This window comes from Pseudomonas sp. NPDC087185 (assembly GCF_044744955.1).
Lineage (GTDB): Bacteria > Pseudomonadota > Gammaproteobacteria > Pseudomonadales > Pseudomonadaceae > Aquipseudomonas.
The window spans coordinates 160,123-178,124 of the sequence record NZ_JBIUZK010000009.1 but is presented as its reverse complement, the minus strand read 5'-3'; the positions used below and the strand labels follow the sequence as shown (position 1 = coordinate 178,124).

Below are 18,002 nucleotides of genomic sequence, written 5' to 3'. Positions count from 1 at the left end.
GTTTCTACAGGCTTCGCAAGCGTATGGATTCCAAGGCTTTATAGGGTTCAACGGCCCAACGGGCCACCGCTGCACGCACCTCATCAGTGGCTTCGTCCCGCTTGCGCTGGCTGTCGTGGCTGAAGTTCATGGCCGGTTGCTTGGCGTCGAAGGCGGCGACTTCCTGCAACTGCGGCACATCGCCTGGCTGTATGCCGAACAGTGGCCCAAGGCGCCCCCAGGCGGCATCAGGCAATTCGCTGTAGTTCACCGCGATACCCCCCTGCTGCTCGCACAGTGCCAGGCCAGCAGCGAGGATTTCACCCATCACCCGGCAGGCGTATTCCACCGGCCCCAGGGCCTGGGTATCGCCCAGCAGCGCATCGAGCCCGGTGGCCCCCAGCAGGCCCGGCACCCGGTGCATCCCAGCCTGACGCAGTTGCGAGACGACGATTTCCAGTGGGTCGCGGTACAGGAAAATCCGCGGTACCTCTGGATACAGTTCGGCCAGCACGGGTGCCTCGAAGATGTTCCAGGCATCGAGCTTGATCACCAGCTGCCGCTCACCGCCCTGGCGCTGCTGGCCATAGGCCGAGAGCAGCGCGCGCACGCCATCGGCCTGCCAGGCAGCGGCGGCCGGGTCCTGGCGCGGGGCGCGCAACAGGTTGTCCAGCGGTGGTGGCTCGGACAGCACGATGTTGTGCGCCTGGCTGGCCAGCAGCTGGGCAAGCAGCGTCGAGCCACAGCGCGAGGCGTGGAACACCAGCGCCGTGGGCGCCAGGCCCGGGCTGTGTGCCTGCCAGTCGAGCAGCGCCTGGACATCGGTATCGCGGCGCATGGCCTGGTTGAAGGGCAGCCGCAGCGCGCGGTCGACATCGTCACGAAAGAACGGCAAGGCCAGGCGCCGTTCGCCGAACCAGCACCAGTCCACCCGCCAGCCGGCGTCGCTGCGCCAGAGGCGGATGGGCAGCCAGCCTTGAAAGTCCGTCGAACGGTTCACACTCGCCATTGATCGCTCCATGCCTGCTTGCCCTGGCGCATGGCGCTCAGGACGTCTGCCTCGGTAAACACCAAGCCTTGCGCGGTGCCCAGGCGCACGGCCTCGGCGACAAAGTCCTGGGCACGCGCCAGCACCTGCAGGCGCGCAGCCAAGGCCGGCTGTGATGCCACACGCTCACGGAAGCAGGCGAACGCCTGGGCTGCCCTGCCAAGCTGCAAGGCCGGCGTTTGCTTCAAGCCCTCTTCGATCAAGGCCAGCAGCCACGGGTCGGCCAGGCAATCGAGCACCAGGTGGATACGCTCGCCAGGCCCCGGGTTGCTCACCCGGTGCGGCCGCGACAGGTCGATGAACCAGCACTCGCCAGCGCGCATGGGCACCTGCAGGCCGTCGACCAGAAACTCCACGCCAGGTGGGCTCAGCAGCGGCACGTGCAGGCGCAGACAGCCGCCGGGGCGGCCCAGGTCCGGGTCGCGGTGCTCGTGGATCCGCGCGCCCTCGCCCAGGCGCAGCAGGCGCGCGGCCTGCAGCGCTGTGCCAAACGGCGCCAACACGGCCTGCCACGCCGCTTCTTGTTGCCACCAGCCCAGTTGCAGCGGCACGCCCTGGCCAGGTGCCAGCGGCAGGGGGGCATCTTCGGCACTGATCAGCGCCACCCCGCTCCAGTCGCCCTCGTGGTAACCGCGGTTGAAATGCGCCTGCCAGGCCTCGGCCTCCACGCGGGCCAGGGCCTGCAGCAACGCTGGCAGGTCGATGGCCAGTGAGAGTCGGGAACACAGCGGCAACGGGACGTCGATCATGGCTGCTCCTTGCAGTGAATGGGGCCTAGAAACCGCTCTCGCGCACACCCAGTGCCGCCAGCCGGCGCCAGGCGGCCCCCAGCAGCGACTCACGGGCACCGTCGAGCACCACCACCCCGCGCAGCGGCTGCGCGACGTCGGGCACGTCAGCCAGCGGGCTCAGGCGCACACCGTACTGCGCCTGCAGCGGCTGGGCACGCTGCTGGCCGTCGCGGCGCACGGCCACCGGGCCATGGCGGTCGGAGGCCAGTGCCTCCAGCTCCAGCGCCGCCACGCCGGTGGCATCCACCTGTTCCACGCGCACCGGCAAGGCGGGCCGCGCCGGGTCATCGGCAATGAAGCGCCCTTCACTGCCGGCCGCCACACGCCACAAGTCGGCCTCGGCCAGGTAACCGCGCAGGCGCAGCCCCGGCTCCACCACCCGGCCCAAGGTCTGTGCAGGGTTGACCCACTGCCCCGCCAGCAGGTCCCTCGGCACATCGCGCCACACCCCCGCACGGGGCGCACGCAATTGCAGGCGTTCGCGCTGTGCGGCCAGGCCACGGTACTCGGCCACGGCTTCGGCGAGCTGCTGCTCGATCACCCCGGCATCGCTGGCGGTGGCGCTGCGCCCGGACTGTCGACGCAACAGCAACTGCAGAATCTCGATTTCGCGGCGCACGATGGCCTGGCGTGAGTCCAGGTCGGGCGACTCCAGCTCCAGCAGCAACTGGCCCTGAGCAACCGCTTGGCCATCGCGCACCTGCAGTTGCTTCACGCGCGCCGCCACCGGCGCATGCAAGGCACTCACCCGCGACGCCTCTAGCATCGCCGGCACCTCCACGCCACCGCGCCAGGGCACCGCCAGCAGCGCCAACAGCAACAGCAGCCCCAAGCCGACGCGCAGGGCCTTGCGCGGCTGGGCCTGGCCGCGGCGCTGCCACCACTGCTGCAGTTCTTTCCACACCGGCAGGCCGATGAACCACACCAGCTCCACCAGCATCAGGAATATCCCCAGCACCTTGAAGAACAGGTGGTACACCGCCAGGGCGATACCAAAGAACAACACCGCACGCCAGATCCAGGCACCATAGCCCCACACCAGCAGGCGCCGGCGCATGGCCGGCGACCACGGCTCGGGCAGCGCCTCGCCATAGCCGAACAACGCTTCACGCAGGCGCCAGCGGCACAGCGCGAACGCGCGTTGCTGGAGGTTTTCCACACCCCACAGGTCACTGATCAGGAAGTACCCGTCAAAGCGCATGAACGGGTTGAGGTTGACCAACAAGGTGGTGATCCAGGTGGCGCTGGCCAGCATGAACGCTGCGGTGCGCAGCGGCCCGTCGGGCAGCAGCGACCAGGCCAGCAGCGCCAGCACTGCCAGCACCAGCTCGGCGAAGACACCGCCCGCATCGATCAGTAGCCGCGAACGCCGGTCACTGACGCGCCAGGCATCGCTGACATCGGTGTAGAACATCGGCAGCAGCACCATGAACGCCAGGCCCATGCTCTGCACCCGGCAACCGGCGCGCTTGGCCATGTAGGCATGGCCGAACTCGTGACAGAGCTTGGCAAAGCCCAGGGCCAGGCCGAAGGCGAGCATGCCGCCGAGGCTGAACAAATGCGGGAAGGTGGCGATGAAGCGCGACCAGTCGCGCATCACCAGAAACAGGCCCAGCACCAGCAGCAGCGGCAGGCCCACACGCAGCAGCCAGCCGCCATGGCGTTCGAGCACGGGCCAGGTCCGGTTGAGAAAGGCATCCGGGCGCCACAGCGGGATGCGAAAGAACAAGTACTGGTGCAAGGCTTTCTGCCACAGCCCCTGGCGGCTGGCGGCGGCCTTCACCGTATAGCTCTGGCGCTGGCGGGGGTCTTGGGCGGTGAGCAGGTCGTGGTGGCCCAGAAAGGTCAGCAGGTCCTCCACCGACGCCGCATCCAGGGGTACGCCAGGTTCGGCATTGACGGCCGCCAGCACCTGCTGCGGCTCGCCCAGCGACCAGTGGCGAAGCAAGCGCACCGCGGCCGCGCCAAGCTTGAAGTAACGGCCACGCAAGGGGTCGGCCAAGGTCCATTGCGGGGCGCCGTCCAGGGCCGGTGCCGCCGGGGACAACTGCAGGTCGGCGCGCAGTGCCGGCAACATCACAGGCCCAACCCTTGACGCACGGCCGCCAAGGGCCGGCGCAGCAGGTAATAGGCCAGCGGCGCGCGTTCGCCGTACAGTTTGGCGGTGCCACGCAGGCCAATGCGCGGCGGCCCCTCGACGAACGCCGCATCCAACCGGTAGGCCAGTTGCCCGGCAGCACTGGCCTGGGCTTCATAGGCGGCGCGCTCCAGCTGTGCCAGGTGCCGATGCAGCGGGTCGCTGTCGAGGAACAGCGCCACTTCGGCCCCCGGCTGCAGGGCGATGGCATCGCCAACCGGCAACTCCAGGCGCAGTTCAGCCTGCGCCGGGTCGGCCAGCTGCATCAGTCGCTCGCCGGTCTGCACCGGTTTACCGGTCCAGCGCTCGGCATCGGCGAACACGGCGATACCGCCACGTTCGGCGCGGATCTCGCTACGCGCCAGCAGCTGGCGCGCATAGTCGAGCTCGGCGCGTTTCTGCTCGACGCGCGCGGCCAGCAGGTCGAGGCGTGCGCTGGAGTCGGCATCGCTGAAGGCGCGCTGGGTACTGGCCTTGAGCTCCGCCTCGGCCACGCCCAGGGCGCGGGCAGCGACATCGGCCTGGGCCTTGAGCGTGGTGGCCTCGAAGCGCACCAGCAAGTCCCCCGCCGCCACGGTCTGGTTGGGCTTGACCAGGAACTCGGCCACCACCCCATCCAGCGGCGCCGCTACCACCCAGCCGCCACGCGGCACCACTTCGGCCGGTGCCAGCACCGACTGACGCACTGGCACCAACAGCACCAGCAACGCCAGTGCCAGCACCGCCAACACGCGCCGCCGCGGCCAGCGCAGGCGCCAGGGGCGTACCGGGTTCAGCGCCTGCCAGGCATGTGCGTAGGTTTCGCCCAACTGCACCAGCAAGGCCTGCTCGGCGGCGTTGAACGGCTGCTCGCGGGCCAGCCACAGCCCGCCGAAGGCTTCACCCTGGCGGTCATGCAACGGCAACCAGAACGCCTGCCCGGCCGACAACGCCTGCCAGTCGGCAAGCGTCTGGGCGTCCAGCAGGCTCGGCTCGACCGCACTCGCCTGGCCTGCGACACCCGCTGCCTGCAACCTGCCCGCGGCACGCTCGACAAAGGCCACGAATGGCGCGTTGGCTTCCACCACGCTGATGCCGGTCAGGGCCTGCACCTTGCCGGCAATCAGCAACGCGGCATGGCGAAAGCCGAACAGCGCCTGGCCGTCGTTGACCATGGCGTAGGCCAACTGCTCGCTGCTGGCGGCCTGCCGCGCCTGGCGCTGCAGCCCCAGAAACACGGCGAAGGCACGCTCCGCCGCCCCCTGAACGGCGGCGGTCATGGCTGCTGCGCGAAGCTGGCCGTACCGCTCATCCCCGCCAGCAAGCCGCGGGCGTCACTGGGCAACTCGCCGATCAGCAGCAGCGTCTGGCTGCCCTCATCGATGCGCGCGCCTACCCGCTTGACCTTGGCGTCCAGCGGCTGACCGGTTTCATCCGGCGTGAACTGAAAGTCTTGCCCCGGCTTGAGCCGCGCCAGCCAGCGCGAGGGCACCAGCAGCTGGATCTCCAGCGAGCGGTTGTCCACCACTTCAAGCAGCGGCGCGCCATTGGCGACGCTTTCGTGGGGCTGGGCACGGCGTTGCACCACACGGCCATCGAACGGGGCGCTGACCACGCACCGCTTGACCTGCACCTGGTAGACCTGGGCTTCAGCCTGGGCCTGGGCTTGCTTGGCCTCGGCCAGCGAAACCTCGAACTGGCCGACCGACTTCAGCGCGGCCAGTTGGCGGTTGTGGTTGAGTTCTTCGCGGCTGGCGCGCACCGCCGCCTGGGCGGCATTGAGCTGGGCCTGGTAGGCCGAGCAGTCAAAGCGCGCCAGGGTGCTGCCCTTCTTGAAGTCTTCGCCGTCGGCGTAAGGCATCTCGACGATACGCCCGGCCAGCTCACTGGCCAGCACCGCCTGGTCACGGGCGCGCAACACGCCGCGGGCGTTGTGCTCGCCGCCGCCGCTGCCGGCGGCTGGCGTATCCAGCAAGGGGTCGCCGGGGGCCTCACTGGCGAGCGCCAGCGGCAGGTGCAACATACTCAAGGCCAGAGCCAGTCGAATCCCACGACACATGTTGCACACTCCCTTGCGAGCCGATGTGGCCGGAGTGTACGAAAAAAGTGATGGCACGGATATATCACGCGGATGAAGTTCACGACGGCCGCAAGACGGCCGCCGTGGTTGCTGCTTGAACAGCGTTCAGCCGAGCGAGCGGGCGCCCGCTGCCTGACGCTCATGGCCGCGTGAGGTGACGATGCCCAGGAAGGAAATCACGATCGCCAGGCCCAACGTCGAACTCACTTCCGCGCGGTGCTCCGGCGTGTACATCATCACTGCCAGCGCCCCGGCAATGAAGATGATCACCGCCCAGGTCAGCCATGGGAACAACCACATGCGGAACTTGAGCTCGGCGTTTTCGCGCTCCAGCCGCCTGCGCATGCGCAGCTGGGAGATGGCGATGACCATGTACACCAGCAGCGCGATGGCCCCGGAGCTGGCCAGCAGGAACTCGAACACGCCCTTGGGCGCGAAGTAGTTGAGCACGGCAATGGCGGCGCCGATCAAGGTGCTGCCGAACACCGCGGCGCGGGGCACGCCGACCTTGGAGGTCTTGTTGAGGAAGGCCGGCGCGTCGCCGCGCTTGGCCAGCGAGTACATCATCCGCGAGGCGATGTAGATCGACGAGTTCATGCAGCTGGTCACCGCCACCAGCACCACCAGGTCGACCATGAAGGCGGCGTTGGGGATGTTCATGAGCTCCAGCGCGCGCTGGTACGAACCCACCACCGCCAGTTGCGGGTCGTTCCACGGCACGATCGAGATGATCACGAAGATCGACAGGATGTAGAAGGTGCTGATGCGCCAGATCACCGAGCGTGTGGCCTTGGCGATGTTGCGCGACGGGTCGCTGGATTCCGAGGCGGCGATGGTCACCGCCTCGGTGCCGATGAAGCTGAACATCACGGTAATGAACGCGCCGATCACCGCAGACCAGCCGTTGGGCGTGAAGCCGCCGTACTCTTTCATCAACCCGCTCAGCCCGCTGACTTCACGGTCTGGCAGCCAGCCCATCAGCGCGGCAAAACCCGCGCCGATGAAACAGAGAATGGCTGTGACCTTGAGGATGGCGAACCAGAACTCGAACTCACCGTACTTGGCCACGCTGAACAGGTTGGTGCAGGCCAGCAGCAGCACCGAGGCCAGGGCGAAGATCCAGCTGTCCACCTGCGGGAACCAGGCATTGAGCACATGCCCGGCGGCCAGTGCTTCGATCGGGATCACCAGTACCCAGAACCACCAGTACAGCCAGCCAATGGTGTAGCCGGCCCAGCGGCCGATGGCCTGGTCGGCGTAAGTGGAGAATGAGCCGGTGTCGGGGTGTGCCACGGCCATTTCGCCGAGCATGCGCATGACCAGCACCACCAGGGTGCCGGCCACGAAGTAAGAAATAATGGTGGCTGGCCCGGCCGCCGCAATGGCGTGCCCGGAGCCGACGAAGAGTCCGGCACCGATGATGCCCGCGATGGACAGCATCGTTACATGACGTGGCTTGAAACCTTGCGCAAGGTTGCCATCAGATCCCACGGTGTTCATTGATGTTGTTCTCTTTTTGCTGACACAAGGAAGGACGGGCAGGCGTAGGCGAAAATATCTCCTTTGAAATCAATAAGTCGACACCTTGTTTGCGCACTGTTGTTGATCTTTGGCACGCGTCACAGCGCAAGGCGCCACGGCAATTCGGGGTTCATTTAAGCTCCCTGAGGCGGTGGGAAATTACACGAGAACGCCTCGGAACTGTTCGATCACGACAGCGCTTTTCCATAAACGCCAGATGGCGTGAATGGCATGCCCAAATACGCCTGCTGGCCATTTGAAGGTTTCGTTTTTCATCTGGATATGCGTAACAGGCGGGCACAAAAAAGCCCCGGTCTCCCGGGGCCTCTGTTGCTCAGGCGTCTGCCTACGCCTCTCCGGTACGCTCGAAGCGCCGGGCGAGCAACAGGTAAGCGAGGATCCCCAGCACGCCATGGGCGGCCACGAACCAGAGTGCGTTGTCGAACGAGCCGGTGCTGGCCAGCACGTAGCCGATCACCAGCGGGGTGACGATGCCGGCGACGTTGCCGATGCCGTTGAACACACCACCGCACAGGCCGACCATTTTCTTCGGTGCCACATCCGACAGCACCGCCCAGCCCACTGCCGCCAGGCCCTTGCCGAAGAACGCCAGGGTCATCAGGGCGATCACCGCCGCGTTGCCATCGACGTAGTTGGCCAGCACCAGGGTGGTGGACAACGCCATGCCGATCACGAAGGGTGTCTTGCGCGCCCTGGACGGGTGCACGCCACGGCGGATCAACCAGTCGGACACGAAGCCGCCGAGGATGCCGCCGGTGAAGCCGCAGATGGCCGGCAGTGCGGCAACCCAACCGGCTTCCATGATGGTCATGCCACGGCCCTTGATCAGGTAGATCGGGAACCAGGTGATGAAGAAGTAGGTGAGCGCGGTGATGCAGTACTGGCCCAGGTACACCGCCCACAGGTTGCGGCTGGTGAACAGCTGCGCGAGCTCGGCGCGGGTCGGTTTGCTCTTGGCCGTCTTGCGTTCCTGTTCCAGGTCGACCAGCGCGCCGCCTTCGCGCATGTAGTCGAACTCTTCGCGGCTCAGGCCCGGTGCGCTGTGCGGTTCGTGGTAAAGGCGGAACCACACCACGCTCAGCAGCAGGCCGAGCATACCCATCCAGATGAACACCTGCTCCCAGCTCAGGGTGTGGGTCATCCACGCCATCAGCGGTGCGAACACCACCACCGCCATGTATTGCGCCGAGTTGAACAGCGCCGAGGCAGTGCCGCGCTCGCCGGTGGGGAACCAGCAACTGACGATGCGCGAGTTGGCCGGGAACGCCGGCGACTCTACCAGGCCGAGCATGAAGCGCATGGAGAACAGCGCCACCGCGGCCGACACGCCAGCCAGGCCCATCCAGCCGACCGTGCCCTGCAGCAGGGTGAACAATGACCAGAGGATCAGGCTGATGCCATACACCCGGCGCGCGCCGAAGCGGTCGAGCAGCCAGCCGCCGGGCACCTGGCCGAGGGCGTAGGCCCAGGCGAAGGCGGAGAAGATCATGCCGAGCATGACCGGGTCCAGGCCAAGGTCCTTGAGCACCTCGGTGCCGGTGATCGACAAGGTGGCGCGGTCGGCGTAGTTGATGACGGTGATGACGAAGATCAGCGCCAGCACCAGGAAGCGATGGCGGCCGATCGCGGCCACGGCCTGCGGTGCGGCGACGGCGGATTTGCTGTTCATGTGGACCCTCTTGCTTCTCGGTGGAAGCGATTGTTCTTGTGGAGAGAAGGTGTGGCCTTGAGGTGTTGCTTATTGGCCCTGTCGCCGGCAAGCCGGCAATGGGCGTTACGCGCAGTTCGGTGGTACCTCCCCACGGAAGCAGGCTTCGAGGTTCGCCAGCACCATCCGCCCCATCTCCAGACGGGTCTGCAGGGTGGCGCTGCCACGGTGCGGCTGCAGGCTGACCTGGTTGAGGTCGCGCAGTGCGGGTGGCACATGGGGTTCATCGACGAACACATCCAGCCCGGCCCCGGCAATGCGCTGTTCGCGCAGCGCTTCGACCAGCGCGTGCTCATCCACCAACTTGCCGCGCGCCACGTTGATCAAGTAGCCATCAGGCCCCAACGCATCGAGCACCTCGGCCGTCACCAGCACCTTGCCGCCATCGGCGCTGGCAGCGACCACCAGCACATCCACCGAGCGCGCCAGCTCGACCAGGTCGGCGACGTAGCGATAGCTGCAGCCCGGCTGCTCCCGCCGACCGTTGTAGGCAATGCGCATGTCGAAGGCGGCCGCGCGCCGGGCAATGGCCTGCCCGACCTGACCCAGGCCGATAATGCCCAGCGCAATACCACTGACCTTGCGCGCCAGCGGCAGGTTGACCGTGCCCCACAAGCCGTCGCGCACCAGCCGTTCGCCCTCGCCCAGACGGCGCAGGGTATTAAGGATCAGGCCCATGGCCATGTCGGCCACATCGTCGGTGAGCACGCCGGGGGTGGTGGTCACATGAATGCCGCGACCCGCGGCGTGGCGCAGGTCGACAGCGTCGGTACCGATGCCACTGATGGCGATGATTTGGAGCGCGGGCAGCTGGTCCATCAGGGCATTGCTCAGGCCCTTGGCGCCACCGGTGACCACGCCACGGATGCGCGGGCCGACCTCGGCCAGCAGCTGCTGCGGGTCGGCATGCTGGTACAGGCGGTGCACTGCGTAGGCACTGACCAGCTGTGCATCGATGGCCTCGGGCACAGGTTGGGTCAGCAGCAGTTCGACGGTGGGGTTGTTCATCGTTGGCATCCGGCAATTGCTCAGTCGTGACTCGATGCTAGGCCGCCAATCGATACAGGTCTAATATAGATGCTGGATCGAATAATTCAGGAATTGAATCATGGAACTGCACCAGTTGCGCTGCTTCGTGGCGGTCGCCGAAGAGCTGCATTTCGGCCGCGCCGCCACCCGCCTGCACATGACCCAGCCGCCGCTGAGCCGGCAGATACAGCTGCTGGAGCATTCGCTTGGGGTGCTGCTGCTTGAACGCAACAACCGCCAGGCACGGCTTACCCTGGCCGGCCAGAGCTTTCTTGAAGACGCCCGGCGGGTCTTGCAGATTGCCGAGTCGGCCAGCCAGTCTGCACGGCGCATCGCCCATGGCGAGGCTGGCCGGCTGACGCTGGGTTTCACTGCGGTAGGTGCCTACAGCATGATCCCGCGCTTGCTGGTGCATGCAGGGCAGACCGTCCCCGACATCGAGCTGGTGCTCAGCGAGCGTATTTCCGCGACCCAGGTGCATGACCTCGAAGCAGGCCTGATCGACGTTGGCCTGGTGCGCCAGGTACTGCCCAGCGCGCGCGTGGAGTACCTGCCGATCCACCGCGAGCCCTTCGTCGCCGCCCTGCCCGCCGGGCACGCGCTGGCGGCACGCGAGCGGCTCAGGCCGGCGGACTTCGATGAGCAGCCGTTCGTGATGTACAGCGCCAATGAAGGGCGTTACTTCCATGACCGCATCGCCAATCTGTTCGCCCGGCATGAGGTGCAGCCCCGGTATTTGCATCAACTGGGGCAGACGCATTCGATCCTGGGCCTGGTCAATGTCGGGCTGGGCTGTGCGGTGGTACCGGCTTCGGCACAGGCGTTGCGGCTGGAGCAGGTGGTGTTCAGGCCGCTGGTGGGGATGGACCAGCAGGCAGAGATTTTCATGGCGTATTGCCGGGACAACCCGAACCCGGTGCTGGGTGAATTTGTGGCGATGGCACGGGCGTTTTTTGAAGCCGGGTGAACCTGCACCGGCCTCTTCGCGGGCAAGCCCGCGAAGGGGCCAGCTGCTTCAACGCACCAGGCAAGGCCGCTTGTTGTCGAACGTCCACCCTGGGATCAAGAACTGCATCGCCACCCCATCATCCCGCGCCCCCAACCCCATGCTGCGGTAGCACTCATGGGCCTTGGCCAGCTGGTCTTCGTCCAGCTCAACCCCCAGCCCCGGGCGCTCCGGCACGCGCACATGGCCATCGACGATGCGCAGCGGGTCACGGGTCAGGCGCTGGCCGTCCTGCCAGATCCAGTGGGTGTCGATGGCGGTGATCTCACCCGGCGCCGCCGCCGCCACCTGGGTGAACATCGCCAGCGAGATATCGAAGTGGTTGTTGGAATGCGAACCCCAGGTCAGGCCCCAGTCGTTGCACATCTGTGCCACCCGTACCGAACCCTGCAAGGTCCAGAAATGCGGGTCGGCCAAGGGGATGTCGACCGACTGCAGCTGGATCGCGTGGCCCATCTGCCGCCAGTCGGTGGCGATCATGTTGGTGGCAGTCGGCAACCCGGTGGCGCGGCGGAACTCGGCCATCACCTCACGGCCCGAATAACCGTTCTCGGCACCGCATGGGTCTTCCGCATAGGCCAGCACGTCGTGCTTGTCGCGGCACAAAGCGATGGCCTCCTTCAATGACCAGGCGCCGTTGGGGTCAAGGGTAATGCGTGCTTCGGGGAAACGCTCGGCGAGGGCCGTGACTGCTTCCATCTCCTCTTCGCCACGCAGCACGCCGCCCTTGAGCTTGAAGTCGCTGAAGCCATAGCGCTGCTTGGCCGCCTCGGCCAGGCGCACCACCGCCTCTGGGGTCAGCGCCTTCTCGTGGCGCAGGCGGAACCAGTCGTCATCGGCATCGGCTTCGTTACGGTAGGCCAGGTCGGTCTGCTGACGGTCACCGATGTAGAAGAGGTAGCCGAGCATCTTTACCGCTTCGCGCTGCTGCCCTTCGCCGAGCAGCGCCGCCATCGGCACGTTGAGGTGCTGGCCGAGCAGGTCGAGCAGTGCCGACTCGATGGCCGTCACCGCATGCACGGTGATGCGCAGGTCAAAGGTCTGCAGGCCACGGCCAGCGGCGTCACGGTTGGCGAAGGTCTGGCGCATGGCATTGAGCACGCGCTGATAGTGGCCGATCGGTTGGCCGACCACCAGGCTGCGGGCGTCTTCCAGGGTCTGGCGGATCTTCTCGCCACCGGGCACTTCACCCAGGCCGGTGTTACCGGCGCTGTCACGCAGCACCACGATGTTGCGGGTGAAGAACGGGCCATGGGCGCCACTGAGGTTGAGCAGCATGCTGTCATGGCCGGCCACCGGGATCACGCGCAGGTCGGTGACCACAGGGGTGCGGGTGTGGAGTGCGGGAGTTGTCTGCATGTTCATGGTTTTTATCTCGCAGTCATCAGTGGGTCTGGCTCAGGGCCGAAGGCGCCTTGAGCTCTTGGGAAGGGGCGCCCTTGGGGCGAAGGCGAACGAAGAACACCGCGATGGCCGCCAGCACCGAGGTCACGGCCAGGCCGTAGAGGCCGCCCTGGATCGAGCCGGTATGCTGCTCCAGCAAGCCGAAGGTGGTGGGCGCGACGAAGCCGCCGAGGTTGCCGACCGAGTTGATCAGGGCGATCACCGCCGCGGCGATGCGTGCGTCCAGGTACCCCTGGGGGATCGGCCAGAACAGCGACGAGGCCGATTTGAAGCCGATGGCGGCAAAGCACACCGCGACGAAGGCGAACACCGGGCCGCCAGTGGTCGACATGAACATGCCGATGGCCGCGACCACCAGTGCACCCGCCACCCAGGCCTGCTGGAATTTCCAGCGTGTGGAGCCTGCGGCGAAGGCATACATGGCAATGATCGAGATCAGCCACGGGATCGAGTTGAAGAAGCCGACCTGCAGGTCGCTCAGGTCGCCCATGCGCTTGATGATGCTCGGCAGCCAGAAGGTGGCGGCGTAGATGGTCAGCTGGATGCAGAAGTAGATTAGGCAGAACAGCACGATCTGGCGGTCCTTGAGCAGGCGCCAGGACGACACCTTGACCGCGCCGACCGCCTCGCGCTCACGCTGCTCGCGGTCGATGGTCTCGACCAGCGCGTCCTGCTCGGCCTTGCTCAGCCACTTGGCGTCATGCGGTTTGGAATCGAGCCAGAAGAACACGAAGAAGCACAGGGTGACCGAGGCCATGCCCTCGATGAACAGCATCCACTGCCAGCCGTGCATGCCCAGGCCCTGGATCTGCATCAGCGCCCCGGCCAAGGGGCCGGAGATCAACGAGGCCAGTGCCGAGCCACTGAGGAAAATCGCTATCGCCTTGCCGCGCTCGGCCGCCGGCAACCAGCGGGTGAAGTAGTAGATCACCCCGGGGAAGAACCCGGCTTCGGCAACCCCGAGCAGAAAGCGCAGCACGTAAAACTGGGTTTCGGTCTGCACGAACGCCATGGCCGTGGCCACCAACCCCCAGGTGAACATGATGCGGGTCAGCCACAGGCGGGCGCCAACGCGTTGCAGCAGCATGTTGGAGGGCACTTCGAACAGCGCGTAGCCGATGAAGAACAGCCCGGCGCCAAAGCCATAGGCGGCGGCGCTGATACCCAGGTCGCTTTCCAGGTGTGGGCGGACGAAGCCGATGTTGACGCGGTCGAGGTAGTTGACGATGAACATGATGACGAACAGCGGAAGGACGTGGCGCTTGACCTTGGCCACGGCGCTGGCCAGCACGTCGCCTCCATTCCGGGCAGACGGATCGAGGGTTTCGTTCACGGGTGGATCTCCCACTAATTGTTTTTGTGCGGGTCGAGGGGTCTGGCATGACAGTGGGCCAGAGCATAGGCGCAGCGAAGTTGTACGACAAGATGGTGATTAGCGCCTAAAAGGCAAAATACAAGCTGATAAAACCTACAAAAGTTTCGATCAAGCGACTAACGTTATTCTGATGGATACCCCAGGCAGCGAAAAAAACGGCAGAAACTATTTTTATCGATTAACTTGTCGTACAAGCTAATTGGTAAGGCAGATTCAGCCCATGTCCCAGCCGCCCCGCAAACACAGCCACAGCCGTGCCCACGATCTGGTCTCCAGCCTGACCCAGCAAATCCTGCTGGGCACCTTCAAGCCGGGCGACAAACTGCCCTCGGAGAACACCCTGGTACGCGAGCACGGCGTCAGCCGCACCGTGGTGCGCGAAGCCTTGTCGAAACTGCAGGCCTCAGGCCTGGTGGAACCACGCCACGGGATCGGCACATTCGTGATGGCGCGGCCGGCACAGGCCGGTTTGCGGGTGGGTGTGGAAAATGCCGCAAGCGTGCGCGACCTGCTGGAGTTGCGCATCGGCCTGGAAGGCCAGGCCGCCGCCCTGGCGGCGGTGCGCCGCAGTGATGAGCAACTGGCACGCATGCGTCAGGCGCTGGACGACTATCAGGACCTGGCCGCTGCGGGCGACAGTTGCATCGAAGCCGACCGGCGCTTTCACCTGCTGATCGCCGAGGCCACCGGCAACCTGTATTTCAGCGAGATGATGGCGCAGCTGGGCAATGGCCTGATCCCGCGCAACCGCATGGCCATCGCCGAACGCGCCGGGGCCAACCTGGCCCGGCATGCGTACCTGGCCAACCTGGAACATGAAGCGATCCTCAATGCCATGCGCCGGCAAGACCCGGACGCAGCGCGGGCCGCGATCTGCCTGCACCTTTCCAACAGCCGGGACCGGTTGTTGCCGGACTAGGGGCCACTTCGCAGCCCATTCGCGGTACGAGCGCGCAAAGAGGCCGGCACAGGCCATGCACGGCGGTCAGGCCAACGCCCGATCCACCAGCACCTGCAATCGCCCCTGCGAGCACCGCTCGACCCGAGCCTCGACGCCATACACCTGCGCCAGCACCTCAGGCCTGAGCACCTGCTCCGGCGCCCCGCACGCCACCACCCTGCCCTCGCGCAGCACCACCAGCCAGTCCGCCTGGCTGGCCGCAAGGTTGATGTCATGCAGCACCGCCACCGCCAACAGCCGATGCGCCACCACCCGCTCACGCACTGCAGCCATCACCCGCAACTGATAATGCAGGTCGAGCGCGCTGGTCGGCTCGTCGAGCAGCAACACCTGTGGGTTACGCGCCAGCAACTGCGCCAACGCCACCAATTGCCGCTGGCCACCGGACAGGCTGTCGAGCGAGCGTTCGGCCAGGCTTTCGATGCCCAGCTGACGCAGCGCATCGAAGGCATGGCCCAACAGGTTGTCGGCCCCCCTCACCCGCAACGCCGCAACAATACTTTCCAGCACCCCCAGGGCAATCCCCGGCGGCAATTGTTGAGGCATATAGGCCAGGCGCCGGGAACGCTCGGCAATCCCAAGCCGAGTGACATCCTGGCCATCCAGGCGCAATACCCCTTTCATCCGCTCAAGCCCTGCCAGCGCGCGCAGCAAGGTGGACTTGCCGGCGCCATTGGGCCCCACCAGCGCCACCAGGCTGCCCGCTGGCAGCGCTGGCAGGCTGACGCCATGCAGGACCTGCCGGGCGCCATAGGCCACCGAAACTTCGTTGATCGACAGGCTCACAACGACCTCCCTCGACGGAACACCAACACCACGAACACCGGCACACCCACCAGCGCAGTCACGATACCGACCGGCACGATCACCCCCGGCATGATCAGCTTGCTGGCAATCGACGACAGCGCCAGCATCAACGCGCCCACCAGCGCACTGGCCGGCAGCAGGAAACGTTGGTCCTCGCCCACCAGCAAGCGGGCGATGTGCGGCCCGACCAGGCCGACGAAACCAATGGTGCCGACGAACGCCACCGCCGTGGCCGACAGCAGGCTGATACGCAGCAACGAGGCAAAGCGCAGGCGCCGGGTATCAACGCCAAAACTGCGCGCCCGCTCCTCGCCCATGCGCAGCAAGGTCATTGCCGGCGCCGCGCGCAGCGAGAACGGCAGCACCAGCAACAGCACCAGGGCCAGCAGGCCGAGTTTCTGCCAATCCGCCCGCGCCAGGCTGCCCAGGGTCCAGAACACCAGCTGCTGCAGCACATCCTCGGTGGCCAGCAGCTGCAGCAACGACACCAGCGCATTGCAGCTGAACACCAAGGCAATGCCAAACAACACCAGGCTCTGCACCCCGGCGCCGCGCAAGCGCGACATGGCTTGCAGCAACACCACCGAGAGGCAGGCGAAGACGAATGCCATCAACGTCACCTGCGCACTCGGCGCCAGCCAGGCGACTCCCAGCGGATAGGCAATCGCCAGCGATGCGCCAAGTGCCGCAGACGACGACACGCCCAGGGTGAACGGGCTGGCCAGCGGGTTGTCGAGGATCGCCTGCATCTCGGCCCCCGCCAGCGCCAGTGCCGCGCCCACCAGCACCGCCATCAGCGAGTACGGCAAACGCACGTTCCAGATGATCACGCGTTCCGTGGCACTCAGTGTCGCCGGGTGGAACACGCCCTGCAGTAAACGCCCAAGGCCCATGCCCGAGGCACCGCTGGCCAGGTCGCCAAGCACCGCGAGCACCAACAGCAGTGCCAGGACGAACACCAGCAATGCCCGGCGCCAGAGCAGACGCCGGTAGTGCCAGGCCGCCGGTGCCGCGCCCTCCTGGGCCAGCGCGGTCACTTGGCGTCGATCCAGTATTGGCCGTCCAGGCCTACGTTCAACAGCTGGTTGATCTCAGCCATCGTCGCTTGCGGGTCGACATCCTTGAAGCGTTCGGGGTGAATCCAGCGCGCCATGGCTTCAACGGCGAGGATGTTGAACGGCGAGTTGTAGAAGTCATGCCACAGGCCATGCGCCTGACCCTCGCGGATCGGCCGCAGCGGTGCGAACACCGGGCGCGCGGTGATCGTCGCCAGGCTTCGACGCGCGGTCTGGGCCGAAACACCGGCCCCCAGCAGCACACCCGGCGCACGGTTGCCAGTGGCGATGTACACATCCGGGTCGGCCTGCAGCACGTACTCGACACTCACGTCGCCCAACGCACCCGGCACCACATCGGCCGCGATATTGTGCCCGCCGACTGCTGCGACCACACTGCCCAGCCCACTCTTGCCGGTGGTATGCCCCGGCGCCTGCCACACGCCCGCCAGCAATTCGAGAAACACCTTCGGCCGCTCGTTGTCCTTGAGCCCGGCCAGGCTGTCGGTGATGTGCTGGAGGTGGCGGTCATACAGCTTCAGGTAGTCCTGCGCCTGACCTTCGCGCCCCAGCAACTGCCCGAGCGCCTGCATGCTCACCCGTGTATTGCGGATCGGGTGCACGCGAAAGTCGATGAACAGCACCGGCACCCCGGCCTTTTCCAGCAGCTCGGCCACCGGGCTGTGCTGGGTCGGCCCTTCGCCGGCGATGCTGAAGACCGCCAAGTCCGGCTTCAGCGCGAGAATCTGCTCGGCGCTGACGCTCTGCTCGGAGGCTTGGCCGATCAGCGGCAGGTTGGCGATTTGCGGGTATTTCTGCACGTACGCCTGGTAGGTGTGCGGGTCGAGCAGGCGTATATCGTTCTGCCAGCCGACCACGCGCTGGAACGGGTTGTCGCGGTCGAGCAAGGCCAGGGCGAAAAACAACCGGCCTTCGCCCAGCACGATACGCTGCGGTGCATGGTCGAGCTCAACCTTGCGCCCAAGCACATCGGTCACCTGGACGGCACTGGCGGTGGGTGAAAAGCCGGCGCAGGTGGCCAGCAGCATCAAGGCAGGCAGCAGGCGCTGCCAGGTACGGAGGGAGAAACACATCGGGGGA

The 18,002-nt window shown here is 66.2% G+C and carries 15 protein-coding genes; 2 read left to right on the top strand and 13 right to left on the bottom strand.

Going from position 1 to position 18,002, the window contains the following annotated elements; genetic code table 11:
* Positions 1–4: 4 nt before the first annotated feature.
* The 8 genes from ACIPIJ_RS26105 to ACIPIJ_RS26070 form a co-directional block, all read right to left on the bottom strand.
* On the bottom strand, positions 5–988 hold the full coding sequence (locus tag ACIPIJ_RS26105) for a sulfotransferase family protein (RefSeq protein ID WP_401082402.1): 984 nt from the start codon (positions 986–988) through the stop codon (positions 5–7).
* The gene (locus ACIPIJ_RS26100) at positions 976–1,776 is read right to left on the bottom strand and encodes an aspartyl/asparaginyl beta-hydroxylase domain-containing protein (RefSeq protein WP_401082400.1); all 801 of its coding nucleotides are present in this window, start codon (positions 1,774–1,776) and stop codon (positions 976–978) included. Before ACIPIJ_RS26100 ends, ACIPIJ_RS26105 begins: the two co-directional genes overlap by 13 nt.
* Before the next feature lie 25 nt (positions 1,777–1,801).
* Positions 1,802–3,898, bottom strand: coding sequence for a biotin/lipoyl-binding protein (locus tag ACIPIJ_RS26095; protein WP_401082398.1), 2,097 nt, complete (start codon positions 3,896–3,898; stop codon positions 1,802–1,804).
* Complete coding sequence (locus ACIPIJ_RS26090) at positions 3,895–5,214, bottom strand: efflux RND transporter periplasmic adaptor subunit (RefSeq protein WP_401082395.1); 1,320 nt, start codon at positions 5,212–5,214, stop codon at positions 3,895–3,897. The genes ACIPIJ_RS26095 and ACIPIJ_RS26090 overlap by 4 nt, the downstream gene beginning before the upstream one ends.
* Positions 5,211–5,957, bottom strand: a complete 747-nt coding sequence (locus ACIPIJ_RS26085) for an efflux RND transporter periplasmic adaptor subunit (RefSeq protein WP_401082604.1) — start codon at positions 5,955–5,957, stop codon at positions 5,211–5,213. The genes ACIPIJ_RS26090 and ACIPIJ_RS26085 overlap by 4 nt, the downstream gene beginning before the upstream one ends.
* A gap of 162 nt (positions 5,958–6,119) precedes the next feature.
* Positions 6,120–7,514 carry a GABA permease gene (gene gabP, locus ACIPIJ_RS26080; RefSeq protein WP_401082392.1) on the bottom strand — a complete coding sequence of 465 codons (1,395 nt, stop codon included), beginning with the start codon at positions 7,512–7,514 and terminating at the stop codon, positions 6,120–6,122.
* Between the two features lie 367 nt (positions 7,515–7,881).
* Positions 7,882–9,225 carry an MFS transporter gene (locus tag ACIPIJ_RS26075; RefSeq protein ID WP_401082389.1) on the bottom strand — a complete coding sequence of 448 codons (1,344 nt, stop codon included), beginning with the start codon at positions 9,223–9,225 and terminating at the stop codon, positions 7,882–7,884.
* Positions 9,226–9,330: 105 nt separating this feature from the next.
* Positions 9,331–10,272: a 2-hydroxyacid dehydrogenase gene (locus ACIPIJ_RS26070; RefSeq protein WP_401082386.1), complete on the bottom strand. Its 942-nt coding sequence runs from the start codon at positions 10,270–10,272 to the stop codon at positions 9,331–9,333.
* Between the two features lie 100 nt (positions 10,273–10,372).
* Here ACIPIJ_RS26070 and ACIPIJ_RS26065 point away from each other — a divergent pair, with 100 nt between their 5' ends.
* Positions 10,373–11,260 (top strand): LysR substrate-binding domain-containing protein, encoded by an 888-nt coding sequence (locus ACIPIJ_RS26065; RefSeq protein WP_401082383.1) that lies wholly within the window; start codon positions 10,373–10,375, stop codon positions 11,258–11,260.
* A gap of 48 nt (positions 11,261–11,308) precedes the next feature.
* Here ACIPIJ_RS26065 and gudD read toward each other — a convergent pair whose 3' ends face one another.
* Together gudD and ACIPIJ_RS26055 are read right to left on the bottom strand one after the other, a co-directional pair.
* Positions 11,309–12,664 carry a glucarate dehydratase gene (gene gudD / locus ACIPIJ_RS26060; RefSeq protein WP_401082380.1) on the bottom strand — a complete coding sequence of 452 codons (1,356 nt, stop codon included), beginning with the start codon at positions 12,662–12,664 and terminating at the stop codon, positions 11,309–11,311.
* Between the two features lie 19 nt (positions 12,665–12,683).
* Positions 12,684–14,036: an MFS transporter gene (locus ACIPIJ_RS26055; RefSeq protein ID WP_401082377.1), complete on the bottom strand. Its 1,353-nt coding sequence runs from the start codon at positions 14,034–14,036 to the stop codon at positions 12,684–12,686.
* A gap of 262 nt (positions 14,037–14,298) precedes the next feature.
* Between ACIPIJ_RS26055 and ACIPIJ_RS26050 the strand changes: the two genes are divergently transcribed.
* Positions 14,299–14,997 (top strand): FadR/GntR family transcriptional regulator, encoded by a 699-nt coding sequence (locus ACIPIJ_RS26050; RefSeq protein ID WP_401082374.1) that lies wholly within the window; start codon positions 14,299–14,301, stop codon positions 14,995–14,997.
* Positions 14,998–15,063: 66 nt separating this feature from the next.
* Here ACIPIJ_RS26050 and ACIPIJ_RS26045 read toward each other — a convergent pair whose 3' ends face one another.
* The 3 genes from ACIPIJ_RS26045 to ACIPIJ_RS26035 are packed head-to-tail and all read right to left on the bottom strand — an operon-like array spanning position 15,064 to position 17,950.
* Complete coding sequence (locus tag ACIPIJ_RS26045; RefSeq protein ID WP_401082371.1) at positions 15,064–15,825, bottom strand: ABC transporter ATP-binding protein; 762 nt, start codon at positions 15,823–15,825, stop codon at positions 15,064–15,066.
* Positions 15,822–16,883 (bottom strand): FecCD family ABC transporter permease, encoded by a 1,062-nt coding sequence (locus ACIPIJ_RS26040; protein ID WP_401082368.1) that lies wholly within the window; start codon positions 16,881–16,883, stop codon positions 15,822–15,824. The genes ACIPIJ_RS26045 and ACIPIJ_RS26040 overlap by 4 nt, the downstream gene beginning before the upstream one ends.
* Positions 16,880–17,950, bottom strand: a complete 1,071-nt coding sequence (locus ACIPIJ_RS26035) for an ABC transporter substrate-binding protein (RefSeq protein WP_401082601.1) — start codon at positions 17,948–17,950, stop codon at positions 16,880–16,882. The genes ACIPIJ_RS26040 and ACIPIJ_RS26035 overlap by 4 nt, the downstream gene beginning before the upstream one ends.
* Positions 17,951–18,002: the final 52 nt, after the last annotated feature.